At 67.1% G+C, this 13,903-nt stretch carries 14 protein-coding genes and 3 pseudogenes; 12 read left to right on the top strand and 5 right to left on the bottom strand.

Going from position 1 to position 13,903, the window contains the following annotated elements; genetic code table 11:
• The 3 genes and pseudogenes from GNX96_RS66465 to GNX96_RS43140 form a co-directional block, all read right to left on the bottom strand.
• Positions 1-334 (bottom strand): HipA domain-containing protein (locus tag GNX96_RS66465; protein ID WP_390624300.1); only part of this gene is annotated, 334 nt, incomplete at its 3' end.
• A 238-nt stretch (positions 335-572) separates the two neighbouring features.
• Positions 573-779: pseudogene (locus GNX96_RS66460) on the bottom strand (hypothetical protein); the annotation flags it as partial.
• Complete coding sequence (locus GNX96_RS43140) at positions 776-1,117, bottom strand: helix-turn-helix domain-containing protein (RefSeq protein ID WP_163573307.1); 342 nt, start codon at positions 1,115-1,117, stop codon at positions 776-778. The pseudogene GNX96_RS66460 and the gene GNX96_RS43140, both read right to left, overlap by 4 nt.
• Before the next feature lie 219 nt (positions 1,118-1,336).
• On the opposite strand from GNX96_RS43140, the gene GNX96_RS43135 reads away from it, so the two are divergent.
• Genes GNX96_RS43135 through GNX96_RS43125 form a run of 3 tightly spaced genes read left to right on the top strand, consistent with a single transcriptional unit; the run spans position 1,337 to position 2,580 of the window.
• The gene (locus GNX96_RS43135; RefSeq protein WP_279583035.1) at positions 1,337-1,738 is read left to right on the top strand and encodes a hypothetical protein; all 402 of its coding nucleotides are present in this window, start codon (positions 1,337-1,339) and stop codon (positions 1,736-1,738) included.
• A 53-nt stretch (positions 1,739-1,791) separates the two neighbouring features.
• Positions 1,792-2,262, top strand: coding sequence for a hypothetical protein (locus GNX96_RS43130; protein ID WP_163573306.1), 471 nt, complete (start codon positions 1,792-1,794; stop codon positions 2,260-2,262).
• Between the two features lie 3 nt (positions 2,263-2,265).
• Complete coding sequence (locus tag GNX96_RS43125; protein WP_163573305.1) at positions 2,266-2,580, top strand: transcriptional regulator; 315 nt, start codon at positions 2,266-2,268, stop codon at positions 2,578-2,580.
• 52 nt (positions 2,581-2,632) lie between these two features.
• On the opposite strand, the gene ychF is transcribed toward GNX96_RS43125, so the two are convergent.
• Positions 2,633-3,721, bottom strand: coding sequence for a redox-regulated ATPase YchF (gene ychF / locus GNX96_RS43120; RefSeq protein WP_279583034.1), 1,089 nt, complete (start codon positions 3,719-3,721; stop codon positions 2,633-2,635).
• A gap of 657 nt (positions 3,722-4,378) precedes the next feature.
• Here ychF and GNX96_RS43115 point away from each other — a divergent pair.
• The 8 genes and pseudogenes from GNX96_RS43115 to GNX96_RS66450 all read left to right on the top strand — a co-directional run bounded on the left by GNX96_RS43115 (position 4,379) and on the right by GNX96_RS66450 (position 11,045).
• Positions 4,379-5,838: pseudogene (locus GNX96_RS43115) on the top strand (AlkA N-terminal domain-containing protein).
• An 84-nt stretch (positions 5,839-5,922) separates the two neighbouring features.
• Positions 5,923-6,204 (top strand): hypothetical protein, encoded by a 282-nt coding sequence (locus GNX96_RS43110; protein WP_163573304.1) that lies wholly within the window; start codon positions 5,923-5,925, stop codon positions 6,202-6,204.
• Positions 6,205-6,404: 200 nt separating this feature from the next.
• A pseudogene (locus GNX96_RS43105) lies at positions 6,405-7,856 on the top strand (aldehyde dehydrogenase).
• Positions 7,857-7,983: 127 nt separating this feature from the next.
• Positions 7,984-9,231: a DNA recombination protein RmuC gene (gene rmuC, locus GNX96_RS43100; RefSeq protein WP_163573303.1), complete on the top strand. Its 1,248-nt coding sequence runs from the start codon at positions 7,984-7,986 to the stop codon at positions 9,229-9,231.
• The gene (rmuC, locus tag GNX96_RS43095) at positions 9,183-9,440 is read left to right on the top strand and encodes a DNA recombination protein RmuC (RefSeq protein WP_163573302.1); all 258 of its coding nucleotides are present in this window, start codon (positions 9,183-9,185) and stop codon (positions 9,438-9,440) included. The genes rmuC (GNX96_RS43100) and rmuC (GNX96_RS43095) overlap by 49 nt, the downstream gene beginning before the upstream one ends.
• Positions 9,441-9,543: 103 nt before the next feature.
• A complete protein-coding gene (locus tag GNX96_RS43090; protein WP_163573301.1) occupies positions 9,544-10,227 on the top strand; it encodes a YbfB/YjiJ family MFS transporter in 684 nt (227 codons plus the stop codon).
• Positions 10,212-10,514 carry a hypothetical protein gene (locus tag GNX96_RS66455; protein ID WP_163573300.1) on the top strand — a complete coding sequence of 101 codons (303 nt, stop codon included), beginning with the start codon at positions 10,212-10,214 and terminating at the stop codon, positions 10,512-10,514. Before GNX96_RS43090 ends, GNX96_RS66455 begins: the two co-directional genes overlap by 16 nt.
• A 36-nt stretch (positions 10,515-10,550) precedes the next feature.
• Positions 10,551-11,045, top strand: coding sequence for a YbfB/YjiJ family MFS transporter (locus GNX96_RS66450; protein ID WP_390624297.1), 495 nt, complete (start codon positions 10,551-10,553; stop codon positions 11,043-11,045).
• Positions 11,046-11,236: 191 nt separating this feature from the next.
• Here the strand turns inward: GNX96_RS66450 and GNX96_RS43080 are convergent, their stop codons facing one another.
• Positions 11,237-12,229, bottom strand: a complete 993-nt coding sequence (locus GNX96_RS43080) for a 4-hydroxy-3-methylbut-2-enyl diphosphate reductase (protein WP_452124509.1) — start codon at positions 12,227-12,229, stop codon at positions 11,237-11,239.
• Between the two features lie 16 nt (positions 12,230-12,245).
• On the opposite strand from GNX96_RS43080, the gene xseA reads away from it, so the two are divergent.
• Complete coding sequence (gene xseA / locus GNX96_RS43075; protein WP_163573298.1) at positions 12,246-13,469, top strand: exodeoxyribonuclease VII large subunit; 1,224 nt, start codon at positions 12,246-12,248, stop codon at positions 13,467-13,469.
• Positions 13,470-13,903 lie beyond the last annotated feature (434 nt).

Genomic DNA, 13,903 nt, shown 5'->3' with positions numbered 1-13,903 from the left:
CATCCTGACCTCGCACCAATGTCATCGCGCTGATGTACCCCATCCGGCGATCGGCTTCGCGGTCGAATCGCTCCAACATGAGTACGGATCTGCCGCCAACGGCGGTGAGCCGGCGGGCCGGAACGTCGATACCGGCACGCTGAGCCCAGGTCGAGCGCGGTCTTCTCCCACGCAATGACGTCCCATTCGTCGCTGTGATGAGGGAACTTGGCGATGAACAGCCGGCCACCGTCGCGCACGGAAGCCTTGGGCCGAGCACCGCCGAGTGAACCTGAGCCGGCGTCCAGCAAGTCCTTGACGGCCGACAGGTCGTCGGGATCGCGTGCCACCGCATCGGCGGCACGCAACAGCCTCGGCAGTTCCACCAACGTGGCGACAGTCAGATCCGGGTTCAGGTACGGGCCGTCAGGCTGGGTACGAAAGCGCAGTGCTCCCTGACGAGTCAGGTCGCTCACACCCAGGAGGTAGTCATTCTCACTGAGTGACGAGCTGGTCTTTCCCCCGCGGAGCGCCCGAAGCCGTACGCGCTTCGCGATCAGGTTCTTTCCCCAACAGTCCGGAGAGCAGTCGGCGAACGATCCCGGTAGACCGGCGATGACATGGGTGCCCTGCGTCAGCGGCATCGCGGGGTCGATCGCATACGCATTCCGTCGAGCCAGATACTCCTCGTCATAACGAAAAGTCGTCGACAACACGTTGCGGCGTCGACTGAAATACGCGACACCAGCATCGACGGCTCGCCCCGCGAGCTCGACGGACACCAAGACGGCTTCGCTCATCGCCGGACCCGCTTCGGCAGAGCCTGATCAGCACGGGCGCGACCCAGATCGGTCTCATACGGGTCGAGCGCCTCGACAGCCCGATCGAGCGTGCCCAGGACCCGGGCAACGTTGAGAAACACGTCAAAACCGACGGTCACCTCACCGTGTTCCAGCTTGCGCAGAGTGTCTCGGGACATACCAGCCCGATCGGCCACCTGCTCAGCCGTAAGGCCCTGCAACTTGCGCCATACAGTGAGGTACTCACCGATTCGCTGGGCAGCAAGACGCGTTCGCGCCGGGACAGAAGATCTCGCCACCACGGCCTCCCTTGCTATAACGGCGACTAAAAACCCCATTATACGCCCTAATGGCTAGCCTACTAGCCATTAACCGAGTCCGACACGGGAGCGCAGGGGCTCAAAACGTTAGAGCTTGACCCCAGTGGTCATCGGTGTTGTCGAGCCGGAAGGGAAGGCGACGCCCAGCCTGGCCGGCGTCTCAGGCAAGTACTTGCCTGAACGGAAAGCGTGAGGTACTTTCTCTTCAGGCAAGTATTTTCCGAGGAGGTTAAAGTGATGCCGGCAACAGAACTCCAACTACCGTTGGAATCGACACAACAGCAGGTCAAAGGCCTGCCTGTTGGATACTTCGTGCTGGCCGGACTGCTGGTGGCCAGCTTCGACATCAGCCAGCAGTTCAGCTCGCAGTACCCGCTGGTCGGGCTGCTGCCGCTGGTCATTGTCGCGGCGCACCTCACGCTCTGGTTCACGTTGCTCTCGCGTCGCCGTCAGTACATTCGCGCGGTGTGGCGGTCACCGCGGGCCCGGATGCTGGGTCATACTGCTGGTCGGCGTTCGCGTCCTACTCCAGTTGGGCCTGACCCGGCTGACCGACAGCGCGGCGCCGCTGCACAGCTACGCACACTTGATCATGGGGTTGGTCCTGATGGTGCTGACCACAACAGGCGCATGGTTTGATCAGTGGCTCATTCTGCGCACCGTGAACAAATAACATGCGAAGGAGCGGCACGGTGAACGAGCCAACGCCGGAAGAGGCGGCGGCAGCGCTACGCTCGGTCCACGAGGGCAAGGAGCGGGTGATCAACTCCGCCGCGGGGTCCCGGTGGCTGTGGATCGTCAGCGGTCTGGTCATTTTCCTCTACTGCGCGGTCAACGCCCTGTTCCCAGCGACACAGGTCTGGCTGATCTGGGTGCTGGTGGCCTTCACCGTCGCGCTCACCCTCGCTCTGCGCACCCGGGTGGGAAGTGCGTTGCTCGGCCGTCCGGTCACGGTGTCGAGCCGAAGCCTTCCGCTCAGCTTCTCCTGGCGTCTGCTGCGGATGGCTCCGGTGTTGGGGATCGGGATCGTGGTGGCCCTGGTCGTCCTGCTGCTCCACGTGCCGTACGGCCAGATCTACTACGGTGCGCTGGCCGGGCTCTACATCGCCACCATTGGCCCCAGGTTCCAGCTGTGGCTGCTGCGCAGGCAAGGCAAGGATTGAGTCGTGGCCGAGCTCGACCAACTCCTGCTGGACCCGACCAGACTAGCCATCGTCGCCCTGCTCGCCGCCGCCGATTGGGCGGAGTTCGGATTCGTCCGAGACTCGGTGAAGCTGTCCGACTCCGCGCTGTCCAAACAGGTCACCACCCTGTCCAAGAACGACTACGTAGAGGTCCGCAAAGGTTATGTCGGCAAACGTCCGCGTACCTGGCTCAACCTCACAAACACCGGCCGGCAGACCCTGGCCGGACACATCTCCGCGCTTCAGGCGATAGCCGAGAACGCCCGATCGGACGGCGCTGAGCAACCTCGCCGCTAAGCGGAATCCGCACCGACCGCTGCACAAAATGCCGATGGACCGGGCGAGCCGGTTACACGTTGAACCGAAACTCCACGACGTCGTCGCCGTCGGCCATGACGTAGTCCTTGCCTTCGATGCGGACCTTGCCGGCCGCCTTCGCGGCGGCCATCGCGCCGGCGGCCATCAGGTCGTCGTACGAGACGACCTCGGCCTTGATGAAGCCGCGCTGGAAGTCGGTGTGGATGACTCCGGCGGCTTCCGGTGCGGTGGCCCCGATCGGCACCGTCCAGGCCCGCGACTCTTTCGGGCCGGCGGTCAAATAGGTCTGCAGTCCGAGCGTCGCGAACCCGACCCTGGCCAGCTGGCTCAGCCCTGGCTCAGGCTGGCCGATCGCCTCCAGCAACTCAGCAGCTTCGTCGGCCGGCAACTCGGAAAGCTCCGACTCGACCTTGGCGTCCAGGAAGATCGCCTCGGCCGGCGCGACGAGTTCGCGCAGTGAGTCAAGGAAAGTCTCGTCGCCGAGCTCTTCTTCGTCCACATTGAACACGTACAAGAATGGCTTGGTGGTGAGCAGGTTCAGCTCACGCAACAAGTCGACATCGACACCCGCGGCCTGCGCGCCGGAGAACAGCGTGATGCCTTTTTCCAGCACCTCATTGGCTTTCTTGGCGGCCTCCGCATAAGGCACGGTGTCTTTCTTAAGTCTGGCTTCCTTTTCCAGCCTCGGCAGCGCCTTCTCCAGCGTCTGCAGGTCGGCCAGAATCAGCTCGGTGTTCACCGTCTCGATGTCGTCGACGGGCGAGACCTTGCCGGCGAAATGCACCACGTCCGGATCCGAGAACGCCCGGATCACCTGGCAGATCGCGGAGGCCTCGCGGATGTTGGCGAGGAACTTGTTCCCCAACCCCTCGCCCTCACTGGCCCCCTTGACGATGCCCGCGATGTCCACGAACGACACCGTCGCCGGCACGATCTTGGCGGACTTGAACAGCTCGGCCAGCTTGTCGAGCCGCTCGTCCGGCAACGGCACGACGCCAACGTTGGGCTCGATGGTGGCGAACGGATAGTTCGCCGCGAGCACGTTGTTCTTCGTCAACGCGTTGAAGAGGGTGGATTTGCCGACATTCGGCAGGCCGACAATGCCCAGGGTGAGACTCACAACGGTCCAGTCTACGTTTCGCCCTCGCTCGGTCGCCGCCCACCCATCTCCCCTGCCGTTTGGATACCTCGCTTCCCGCGGCTTGATGGGTAGCACGTCGGTGTCGTGACTATCCGTGACGACTGAGGCGACTGTCGTGTTTGTCCGGCTCGGTGAGTACGGGCCAGTGCGCTCGCCGTCGACGAGTCGCGGGTTTCCCAATGGCGCCAAAAGTGTGGCGTTCGGCGAGCGCCGCCGAAAGACCGACGGCCGTCACCCCGCCGGTCCGCTAGCGGCCTGACTGCACAATCGGACTCCGATTGCGCAGGCTCTACATAGGGTGCGGCGCGAAACTGTCGTACCCACCCCCAAAAATCACCCCCACCCAAAGACGGGTGGGGGGGGGGGTTCGAGGACCAATGTCCAAACAAAAAATTTAAGGTCCACCTCTCAACCCCCCACCCCCCGCCCGTTCAAAGGGAGGGGGAAAGAAAAACAGACACCTACGACAATTTCGCGCTGCTACAGCCTGTAATAGGCAACCCGGCTGAAGGCGATCTGGCTCCGGCGGTCGACTTTCGGGACCGGGACGGCCCAGGCAGCCGTACCCGGGCAACCGAACACAGACGTCCGTTTTCCCGCTAGCTAACGACCGCCAGTCGAGCGACCATTAACCGCGTGAGTCCTTTGCCGGAGTTGGATGTGTGTTACCGGGCGGTCAGCAGTCGCGACGCCCGGTTTGACGGGTGGTTTGTGATGGCGGTGCAGACGACCGGCATCTACTGTCGGCCGTCCTGTCCTGCGATGACGCCGCGGCGTGCGAACGTGCGTTTCTATCCGACGGTCGCGGCGGCTCAGCGGGCTGGGTTCCGGGCGTGCCTACGCTGCCGGCCGGATGCCGCGCCTGGGTCGCCGGAGTGGAATACCCGGGCTGACCTGGTCGCTCGCGCGATGCGGCTGATCGGCGACGGGGTGGGTGGAGCGGGATGGGGTGGCCGGGTTGGCGTCGCGGCTGGGTTACACCGAGCGGCACCTGCATCGCCAGTTGGTGGCCGAGCTGGGAGCTGGGCCGTGGGCGTTGGCGCGGGCGCAGCGGGGGCGCAGACGGGCTCGGGTGCTTATCGAGACGACGAAGGTGTCCTTCGCCGACATCGCGTTCGCGTCCGGGTTCGCCAGCATCCGGCAGTTCAACGACACGATCCGCGAGGTGTTCGCGGCGACTCCGACCCAGCTGCGGGCGAAGTTCCACGGCAACGGCAGCGAGTCGGCGCCGGGGGACGATCACCGTACGACTGCCATACCGGCCGCCGATGGACGCCGAGGGTCTGATGGGTTTCCTCAGGTCACGGCGGGTGACCGGCATCGAGGAGTGGGACGCGGACACGTACAAGCGCGCGCTCCGGCTCCCGCACGGCACAGGAACGATGGCCTTGGCCGTACGCGATGGATATGTCGAGTGCACGTTGCGGCTGGCCGACCTGCGTGACCTGTCGACCGCGGTCTGGCGGGCCCGCAGGCTGCTCGACCTGGACGCCGACCCGGCCGCCATCGACGCCGCGCTCGCGACCGACCCGGCGCTGGAGCCGCTGGTCCTCAAGCGACCCGGGATCCGGGTGCCAGGCGCTGTCGACGGACTGGAAATCGCCGTACGGGCGGTGGTCGGTCAACAGATCGGTGGTGGCGGCGGCGCGTACGGTTCTCGGCCGGATCGTCGAGGCGCTCGGCGAGCCGCTGGCCGAACCAGACGGCGGCCTGACCCACGTCTTCCCCACCGCGCAAGCACTCGCGGCAGCGCCAGATGAGGCGCTGCCGATGCCGGCCGCACGGCGTCGGACGATCCGAGAGCTGGGGGCCGCGGTCGCGGACGGCCGCGTCCAGCTGCATCCGGGTGCGGCCGCCGACGAGGTCACCGAGGCGCTCTGCGCATTGCCCGGCGTCGGCCCATGGACCGCCGGCTATGTGAGATGCGCGCGCTGGCCGACCCTGACTCGTTCCTGCCTACCGACCTCGGCGTGAAGCGGGCCGCTGACCTCAACGGCCTGCCGACCGATCCAGCCGCGCTCACCGAGCGCGCAAAGGCGTGGCGGCCTTGGCGGGCGTACGCTCTGATGCACCTTTGGCACAGTGAAGCCAGCTGAGAAACGGCTGTTGAGCTGTGATCATGCGCCGGTGGACCTCGTAGACTGGGCGCCCACCACGACGGGGTTGATGAGGAGCGCACGATGAGCTTCCTGGACAAGGCAAAAGAAGCCGCCAAGGACATCGCCGACAAGGCGGGCCCGGCGGTCAACCAGGGCATGGCCAAGGCGAAGGAGGCCGTCGACAAGGCCAAACCCATCGTCGCGGACGCGGTGGACAAGGCCAAACCAGTGGTGGCCGGCGCCGTGGAAAAGGCGAAACCAGTGGTCGCCGACGCGGTCCAGAAGGCCAAACCCGTGGTCGCGAAGGGCGTCGACGCGGCCAAGACGAAAATCGACGAGCTGAAGAACTCCCGCAAGTCGTAGCCAGCTGACGTACGCCTCGACCTCACCACGAGACCGGGGCGTACGCCCGCAAATACGGGTGGATGATCAGCTGCCAGCCGCATTCACGGATCTTTTCCTCGCTTTGTGAACGCACAAGCGTTTGAATGGAGTGGGCCGGGTCACATCATGACCGGCGAACTGACCGGCTGGTCAGGGACACTCCCGCGAGGAAGGACGCCATGACGACCGACTACGAGCAGATGTTCATCGGTGGGGAATGGATCCGCCCGAGTTCGGCGGCGGTCATCAACGTGACGTCGGCGAGCACCGGCGAGGTCATCGGCACTGTCGCGCAAGCGCAGGAAGCCGACGTCGACGCCGCCGTCGCGGCCCGCCCGCCGGGCGTTCGACGACCCCTCCGGCTGGTCCCAGTGGGAGCCAGCCCGCCGGGCCGCGGCAATGGAGAGCCTGGCCGCTCAGCTGGAAAGCCGCGGCGAGGAGATGGCCCGCCGGGTCAGCTCGCAGAACGGCATGCCGATCTCCATCGCGACCCAACTGGAAGCCGCTTTCCCGGTCCTGCTGTTGCGTTACTTCGCAGGCCAGGCGAGGGACTCGGTGTTCGAAGAGGAACGCCCGCACATGCTCGGCGGTACGACGACCGTACGGCGCGAACCGATCGGCGTGGTCGGCGCCATCGCGCCCTGGAACTACCCGCAGACGCTGGCCGCCTTCAAACACGCCCCGGCGATGGCCGCCGGCTGCACCGTCGTTCTCAAACCGTCGCCCGAGACCGTACTCGACGCCATGCTCTTCGCCGAAGCGGTCGCCGCGTCCGACATCCCGGCCGGTGTCATCAACATCGTGCCTGGTGGACGCGAGGTCGGGGCGTATCTGGTCCAACACCGCGACATCGACAAGGTGGCCTTCACCGGCTCCACCGCCGCTGGCCGGCAGATCGCCGAGACCTGCGGCCGGCTGCTGCGGCCGGTCACCCCTGGAGCTGGGCGGCAAGTCCGCCGCGATCATCCTGGACGACGCCGAGCTGGATCTCGCCAAGATCGGCAACGACCTGTTCGCGGCGACACTTATGAACAACGGCCAGACCTGCTATCTCGGCACCCGGGTGCTCGCACCGGCCTCCCGGTACGACGAGGTGGTGGACATCCTCGCGGCCTTCGCCACCTCGCTGACCGTCGGTGACGCACTGGACCCGGCCACCCAGATCGGGCGATGGCGTCGACCACGCATCGCGACCGGGTCGAGGGCTACATCGCCAAGGGCGTCGGCGACGGCGCCAAGCTGGTCACCGGCGGCGGCCGTCCGGACGGTCTGGACGCCGGTTGGTTCGTCCAGCCGACGATCTTCTCCGAGGTGGACAACGGATCCACGATCGCGCAGGAGGAGATCTTCGGCCCGGTACTGTCCGTTATCCGCTACGGCGACACCGATGACGCCGTACGGCTCGCCAACGACTCCGACTACGGGCTCGGCGGCTCGGTCTGGACAAGCGACCCGGAGCGGAGCGCGGCAAGTCCGTCGCCAACCGGGTCCGCACCGGCACGATCGGCATCAACCGTTACATGGTCGACCCGGGCGCTCCCTTCGGTGGCGTCAAGGCCAGCGGGATCGGCCGTGAGCTGGGACCGGACGCCATCCGGGCGTACCAGCAGCAGAAGACGATCTACTCCTGACCTCGGCGAGGGTGACGTCGTGGGTACGCTTTGCCCCGATTTATCGCCTCACAATGTCACTCTCGCGGCGGGCAACACGCCGGGCTAGGTCGTCGATTCTGTCGGTCCCTCGGTTCAGGATCGGGGGATGGACATTGTCGCCGCTGTCGTTGTCGGGCTGATTCTCGGCGCGGTCGCCGGGGTGGCGTTCGGATTGCTGGCCGGCCGGTCGAAGGAAGCCGGAGTGTCGGCTGCTCTGACCGCTGAGCGTGACGCCGTGCGCGTCGAGCGGGACGCGCTGCGCACTCAGCTGGAGGCGGGGCGGACGGCGGTGTTGGCGTCGGACCAGCGGGCCGGGGCCGCCGAACAGCGGGCCGGCGTCGCCGAACAGCGGGCCGCGGCCGCCGGGGCACAGGCGGACGCGCTGCAGACCGCGTTGGAACACGAGCGGCAGAGCGCCGCCGACGTCGAGCAGCGGCTGCGGGAGGCCTTCGGGTCGCTGGCGGCGGACGCGCTGCGGTCCAACAACGACAGCTTCATCCGGCTGGCCAGCGAGCGGTTCGGGCAGGCGACGACGGCGGCCAAGGGCGATCTCGCGCAGCGGGAGCAGGCCATCAAGGCGCTGGTCGATCCGCTGGCCGACCAGCTGCGCCGGCTGGACGAGCGGGCCCGTCGGCTCGAGCAGGAGCGGACGAGCGAATACGCCGGGCTGAAGACGCATGTCGCGGAGATGATCCGGACCAGCGAGGGCGTCCGAAGCGAGACCGCGCAACTGGTGTCCGCGCTGCGGGCGCCGCCGCAGATCCGCGGCCGCTGGGGGAGAATGCAGCTGCGCCGGATCATCGAGAGCGCCGGCATGGTCGAGCACTGCGACTTCGAAGAGCAGCACACTGTTCGTACGTCCGACGGCGTGCTCCGGCCGGACGTGGTGATCCAGTTGGCCGGCGGCAAGTCTGTGGTGATCGACGCCAAAGTGCCGTATGAGTCGTTCCTCGCGGCCCAGACAGGCGACACCCAGACCCGGCAGGCGAAGGTCGCCCAGCACGCAAAAGCGGTCCGCGACCATGTCAAGAAGCTCGCGGACAAGGCATATTGGAACTCCTTCGAGAACAGCCCCGAGTTCGTGGTGATGTTCATGCCCGGCGAGACGCTGCTGGCCACCGCATGGGAGGCCGATCCAGGTCTGGTCGAGTATGCGACCGAGAACCACGTGGTGATCGCTACCCCGACCACGCTGATCGCGCTGCTGCGCACCATCGCCTACACCTGGAAACAGGACGGTCTCGCGAAGAACGCCCACTTGGTGCAGGCGATCGCGCCAAGGAGCTGTATTCGCGGCTGGCGACCATGGGAAGCCACGTCGAGCGGCTTGGCAACGCGCTGGATGGCGCGGTGAAGGCGTACAACCAGAGCGTCGGCTCGTTGGAGGGCCGGGTGCTGGTGTCCGCCCGCAAGCTGGCCGACCTGAAGGTCAGCGAGGAGCTGCTGCCCGAGCCCACCCAGATCGAGCGCACCCCGCGGGCCGTCTCCGCTCCGGAGCTGGTCGCGTCCGCCAGCGACCAGCTTCTCGCCTTCGAGGAACTCGACCATCACCGAGTGTCCTGACCTTCGCGAACTCGGCGTTTCGGTGGCGACACGCGGGTGATGACGGGGGTGATCTGGACCACGGCGTCGAGTCATGGGATGAATCGGCTCCTAACCTGACGAGATGGTGGCCCACGCGAGTACGAGGCCGGCCGCATCGCAGTGGGGCGGTGCCCTTGTCCTGCTGATCGCGGGGTTGACGGCAGCCTCGGCGGCGGTCAACGGACTGGGCCGGTTCGCGTACGCGCTGGTGCTGCCGTCGATGCGGGCCGACCTGCACTGGTCGTACGCGACCGCCGGGCTGCTGAACACGGTCAACGCGGCCGGCTACCTGACCGGTGCGCTGCTCGCGGCACCAGTGGCGGCCCGGCTGGGCCACCGGCGGGCGCTGCTCGCCGCGTTGGTGGTGAGTGCGCTGGCGGTCCTCGCGGCGTCCGTCAGCGGACTCGTGCCTGTCCTGCTCATCCTGCGACTGACCAGCGGCATCGCCGGTGCGATCGCCTTCATCGCCGGTGGCGCCCTGACCGCCGCTCTCACCCGCCGACCTGCCACCGCGTCGCGCGGTGTTGTGCCTCGGGCTCTACTTCACCGGCCCCGGAGCCGGCATCGTGGTGTCGGCGGTGGCGATCCCGCCGCTGGTCAGCGCGTACGGGTGGCGGCTCGGCTGGGTGACGCTGGGCGCGCTCTGTCTCGCCGGCCTGGTCCTGACCGCGGCCGCGGTCCGCCGGCTGCCGGCCGAACCCCGTCGCCCGCGACCGGCCCAAGCGCCGGAGTGCCCCGCTACGGCCACTGGTGTCGGTGCTGGTGACGTACGCGATCTACGGCGCTGGCTACACGGCGTACATGACGTTCGTGATCGCCTTTCTGACCGCAGCCAGCGGCGGCTCGGTGATCACCCTGTTCTGGCTGGTCCTGGGTGGCTGCGGGGTCGCCTCCAGCATCGTATGGACCCCCCGTTGCTGCAGCGGCTGCCCGGCCAGGTCATCGCCGCGATCCTGCTCGGTGGCACGACGGCCGGCGCCGCGTTGCTCGTCCTGGTGCCAGGCCCGGTGGCGTGGTTCGGGTCCGCGGTGCTCTTCGGTGGCTCGTTCCTGACCGTCGTCACCGCGATCACCGGCTGCGCGCAACAAAATGCTGCCCCCGGATCGCTGGGCCGCCGCGATCGCCGCGCTGACCATCGCCTTCGCCATCGGCCAGTGCGTCGGACCGGTGCTGGCCGGCACCCTGTCGGACCGCGCGTCGGCGGCGTACCCGCCGGCCTCGCCATCGGAGCCGCCCTGCTGGGCGTCAGCACCCTCACCGTCCTCACCCACCGCCGCCCAGCCCGTACGTAGCTGCCGAAACTGTCGGCCCGCACGCGAATACTCGATTCGGGGGCGCCATTTTCGGCTGCCGAAAATGCCGCCCCCGAATTCGAGAATCCTCGCTGGCACCGACAAAACCATGCCGGGCCGGTCGTCGAGCGGCACATTTCTGGTGTCACTCGTCGAGGAAAGTGCGGGATTGGCCCATGATCAACAAAGGTGTCCGTCGGTGGAGGGCCATCTGGAAACTCAGCAGCCAAAAGACCCAGGTGCGGCGCGAAACTGTCGTACCCAACCGCAAAAGTTGCCCCCCCCCCAGTGACGGGCGGGGGGGGGGGTCGAGAGGCAAGGGCTGAATTATAAGTTGGACGTCGGTCCTCAAAAACCCACCCCCCGCCCGTTCAAAGGGAGGGGGCTAGAAAACAGCATCGGTACGACACAATTTCGCGCCGCACCCTATGTAGACCGACACAATCGGAATCCGATTGTCACAACGGCGACGGCGGACAGGTGTTAGGCCTGGGCGGCGCGGAGGTCGCGTTTGATTTGCTGGGGCAGCGAGAAGGTGAGCCGTTCGTCCGCGGTGGTCACTTCCTCGACCAGGTCGAAGCCGTGCCGCGCGAGTCGGTCGAGGACCTCGGCGACCAGGATTTCGGGTACGGACGCGCCGCTGGTCAGGCCGACGGTGGTCACGCCGTCCAGCCACGAGTCCTCAATTTGGTGCGCGTAGTCGATCAGCCGGGCGTCGTCGGCGCCGGCTTCCTTCGCGACCTCGACCAGCCGGACCGAGTTGGACGAGTTCGTCGAGCCGACCACCAGCACCAGCTCGCAGTCCGGGGCCAGCTGCTTGACGGCGACCTGCCGGTTCTGGGTGGCATAGCAGATGTCGTCGGACGGCGGCGCTTCCAGGTTCGGGAAGCGCTGACGCAGCCGATCGACAGTCTCCATCGTCTCGTCCACGGACAGTGTGGTCTGGGACAGCCACACGACCTTGCTCTCGTCCACCACGTTGACCGCGTCCGCGCCGGCCACGCCGTCGACCAGCTGAGTCGCCTCCGGCGCCTCGCCGGCGGTGCCCTCGACCTCCTCGTGACCCTCGTGCCCGATCAGCAGGATCTGATAGCCGTCGTCAGCGAACCGCTTGGCTTCCTTATGGACCTTGGTGACCAACGGGCAGGTGGCGTCGATCGTGGTCAGGTTCCGCGCCTGCGCCTCGGCGTGTACGGCCGGAGACACGCCGTGCGCGGAGAACACCACCATGGCGCCCTCGGGCACCTCGGAAGTCTCGTCCACAAAGATCGCGCCGCGTTTCTCCAGCGTCTCGACCACGTGCTTGTTGTGCACGATCTGCTTGCGTACGTACACCGGGGCGCCGTACAGCTCCAGCGCCTTCTCCACGGTGATCACCGCGCGGTCGACGCCGCCGCAGTAACCGCGCGGCTTGGCGAGCAGGACACGCTTCCTCGGCGACGACATGGCCACCATCGTAGGTCGTACGTTCCCCATAGGCTGAGGAGCGTGAGTGACAGCACCCGCAGCACCCCCCGACCAGCCCCCTGGGCCGGTCCGGCTGGTCAGCGCCAAGATCGGCCAGTGGATCGGCCGGCTCGGTGACGTCTGGGTGGAGGGCCAGATCACCCAGCTGTCCCGGCGGCCCGGCGGCGGCGTCGTCTTCCTGACGCTGCGGGACGCGAGCGTGGACATGAGCCTGCCGGTGACCTGCAAGGTCTCCGTCGCGGACGCCTGCGAGACACCGTTGGCTGAGGGCGTCCGGGTGATCGTGCACGCCCGGCCCGACTTCTACCCGGCGCGCGGCACGTTGTCGCTGCGTGCGGACGAGTTCCGGGCCGTCGGGGTCGGCGAGCTGCTGGCCCGGATCGAGCGACTTAAGCGCGCGCTCGCCGCCGAGGGCCTGTTCGCGCCGGAGCTCAAGCGCCGGCTGCCGTTCCTGCCCAGCTGCGTCGGTCTGGTCACCGGCCGCGCGTCCGCCGCCGAGCGGGACGTCGTCACCAACGCGCGCGCTCGCTGGCCTGCTGTGGAGATGCGGATCCGCAATGTCGCCGTGCAGGGCGTGACCGCGGTCCCGCAGCTCATCGAGGCCGTGAACGCACTGGAAGCGGACCCCGAGGTCGATGTGATCGTGCTGGCCCGCGGCGGCGGCAGCGTCGAGGACCTGCTGCCGTTCTCGGACGAGGCGCTCATTCGTACGGTCTTCCAGTGTCGTACGCCGGTCGTCTCGGCAATTGGCCACGAGCCGGACAGTCCCCTGCTCGACCTGGTCGCGGACGTACGCTGCTCGACCCCGACCGACGCCGGCAAGCGGATCGTGCCGGACTGGACCGAGGAACGCGACCGGATCGCGATCGCCCGGTCCCGGCTGGCCGCGGCCATCACCGGCCGGTTGGACCGCGAGCAGTCCTGGCTCACCGGCACCCTGTCCAGGCCCGCGCTGGCCCGGCCGCAGACGCTGCTCGACCAGCTCGCCGAGCAGGTCAAGGCATTGACCGAGCGCGCGACCCGCGTTCTGCGACACCGCACCGACTCCGCCAGCAACGACATCGCCCATCTGCGCGCCCGCGTTGTGTCGCTGTCACCAGCGGCCACCATGGAGCGCGGATACGCTGTCGTACAAAGGAAAGACGGCCAGGTCGTCCGCAAACCGTCCGATGTGGACACTGGCGACGAGGTGCGGCTGCGGCTCGCCGAGGGCGAGCTGCACGCGACCGTGACCGCACCTGAGCGGTAACCGAAAAATGCCAGTCGGCCGATACCGCGGGGCCGCTCGTACGAGTAATGACTGTCCCTGGAGTTACTGAACGGGGACGCACATCAAGGCTGACCAACCGTCCAGACCCATGTCCGGTCCACCGATCCCGGATCGGCAAGACAGCGCGCGAATGCGCTGACGTGTACGCGCGTGCCGAATCCGTTCAGGAACCACGGTGGCCCGGATGGGCAGAATTTCGGCGCTGGCGATGCCAACAGCTGGCCGCCTTCGTACCTTTATCAAGGAGGCCAGGAGTAGCTGGACTTATACAGCCTTTAGACCTGCCAAAACAGCTAGTCCTGGTCTCCTTGATAACAGTCGGCTCAGTAGCGGAACACCGCTCAAAGACGGGGTCTTCAGCATGGCAGCAATGCCTCCACCGCCAGGCTCGTACGGGCCGTACATGCCGCTTC

The sequence above is a fragment of the Fodinicola feengrottensis genome (assembly GCF_010993775.1).
Taxonomy (GTDB): Bacteria; Actinomycetota; Actinomycetes; order Mycobacteriales; family HKI-0501; genus Fodinicola; species Fodinicola feengrottensis.
The sequence above is the reverse complement of the archived record's forward strand: the minus strand, read 5'-3'. Positions and strand labels throughout refer to the sequence as shown.

Excerpts from the sequence above, each read along its gene's own strand:
- GNX96_RS43140 (WP_163573307.1), bottom strand. The coding sequence starts at position 1,117 with ATGGGGTTTTTAGTCGCCGTTATAGCAAGGGAGGCCGTGGTGGCGAGA.
- GNX96_RS43135 (WP_279583035.1), top strand. The coding sequence starts at position 1,337 with ATGCCGGCAACAGAACTCCAACTACCGTTGGAATCGACACAACAGCAG.
- GNX96_RS43110 (WP_163573304.1), top strand. The coding sequence starts at position 5,923 with ATGAGCTTCCTGGACAAGGCAAAAGAAGCCGCCAAGGACATCGCCGAC.
- rmuC (WP_163573303.1), top strand. The coding sequence starts at position 7,984 with ATGGACATTGTCGCCGCTGTCGTTGTCGGGCTGATTCTCGGCGCGGTC.
- rmuC (WP_163573302.1), top strand. The coding sequence starts at position 9,183 with ATGGGAAGCCACGTCGAGCGGCTTGGCAACGCGCTGGATGGCGCGGTG.
- GNX96_RS43090 (WP_163573301.1), top strand. The coding sequence starts at position 9,544 with ATGGTGGCCCACGCGAGTACGAGGCCGGCCGCATCGCAGTGGGGCGGT.
- GNX96_RS66450 (WP_390624297.1), top strand. The coding sequence starts at position 10,551 with ATGCTGCCCCCGGATCGCTGGGCCGCCGCGATCGCCGCGCTGACCATC.
- GNX96_RS43080 (WP_452124509.1), bottom strand. The coding sequence starts at position 12,229 with ATGGGGAACGTACGACCTACGATGGTGGCCATGTCGTCGCCGAGGAAG.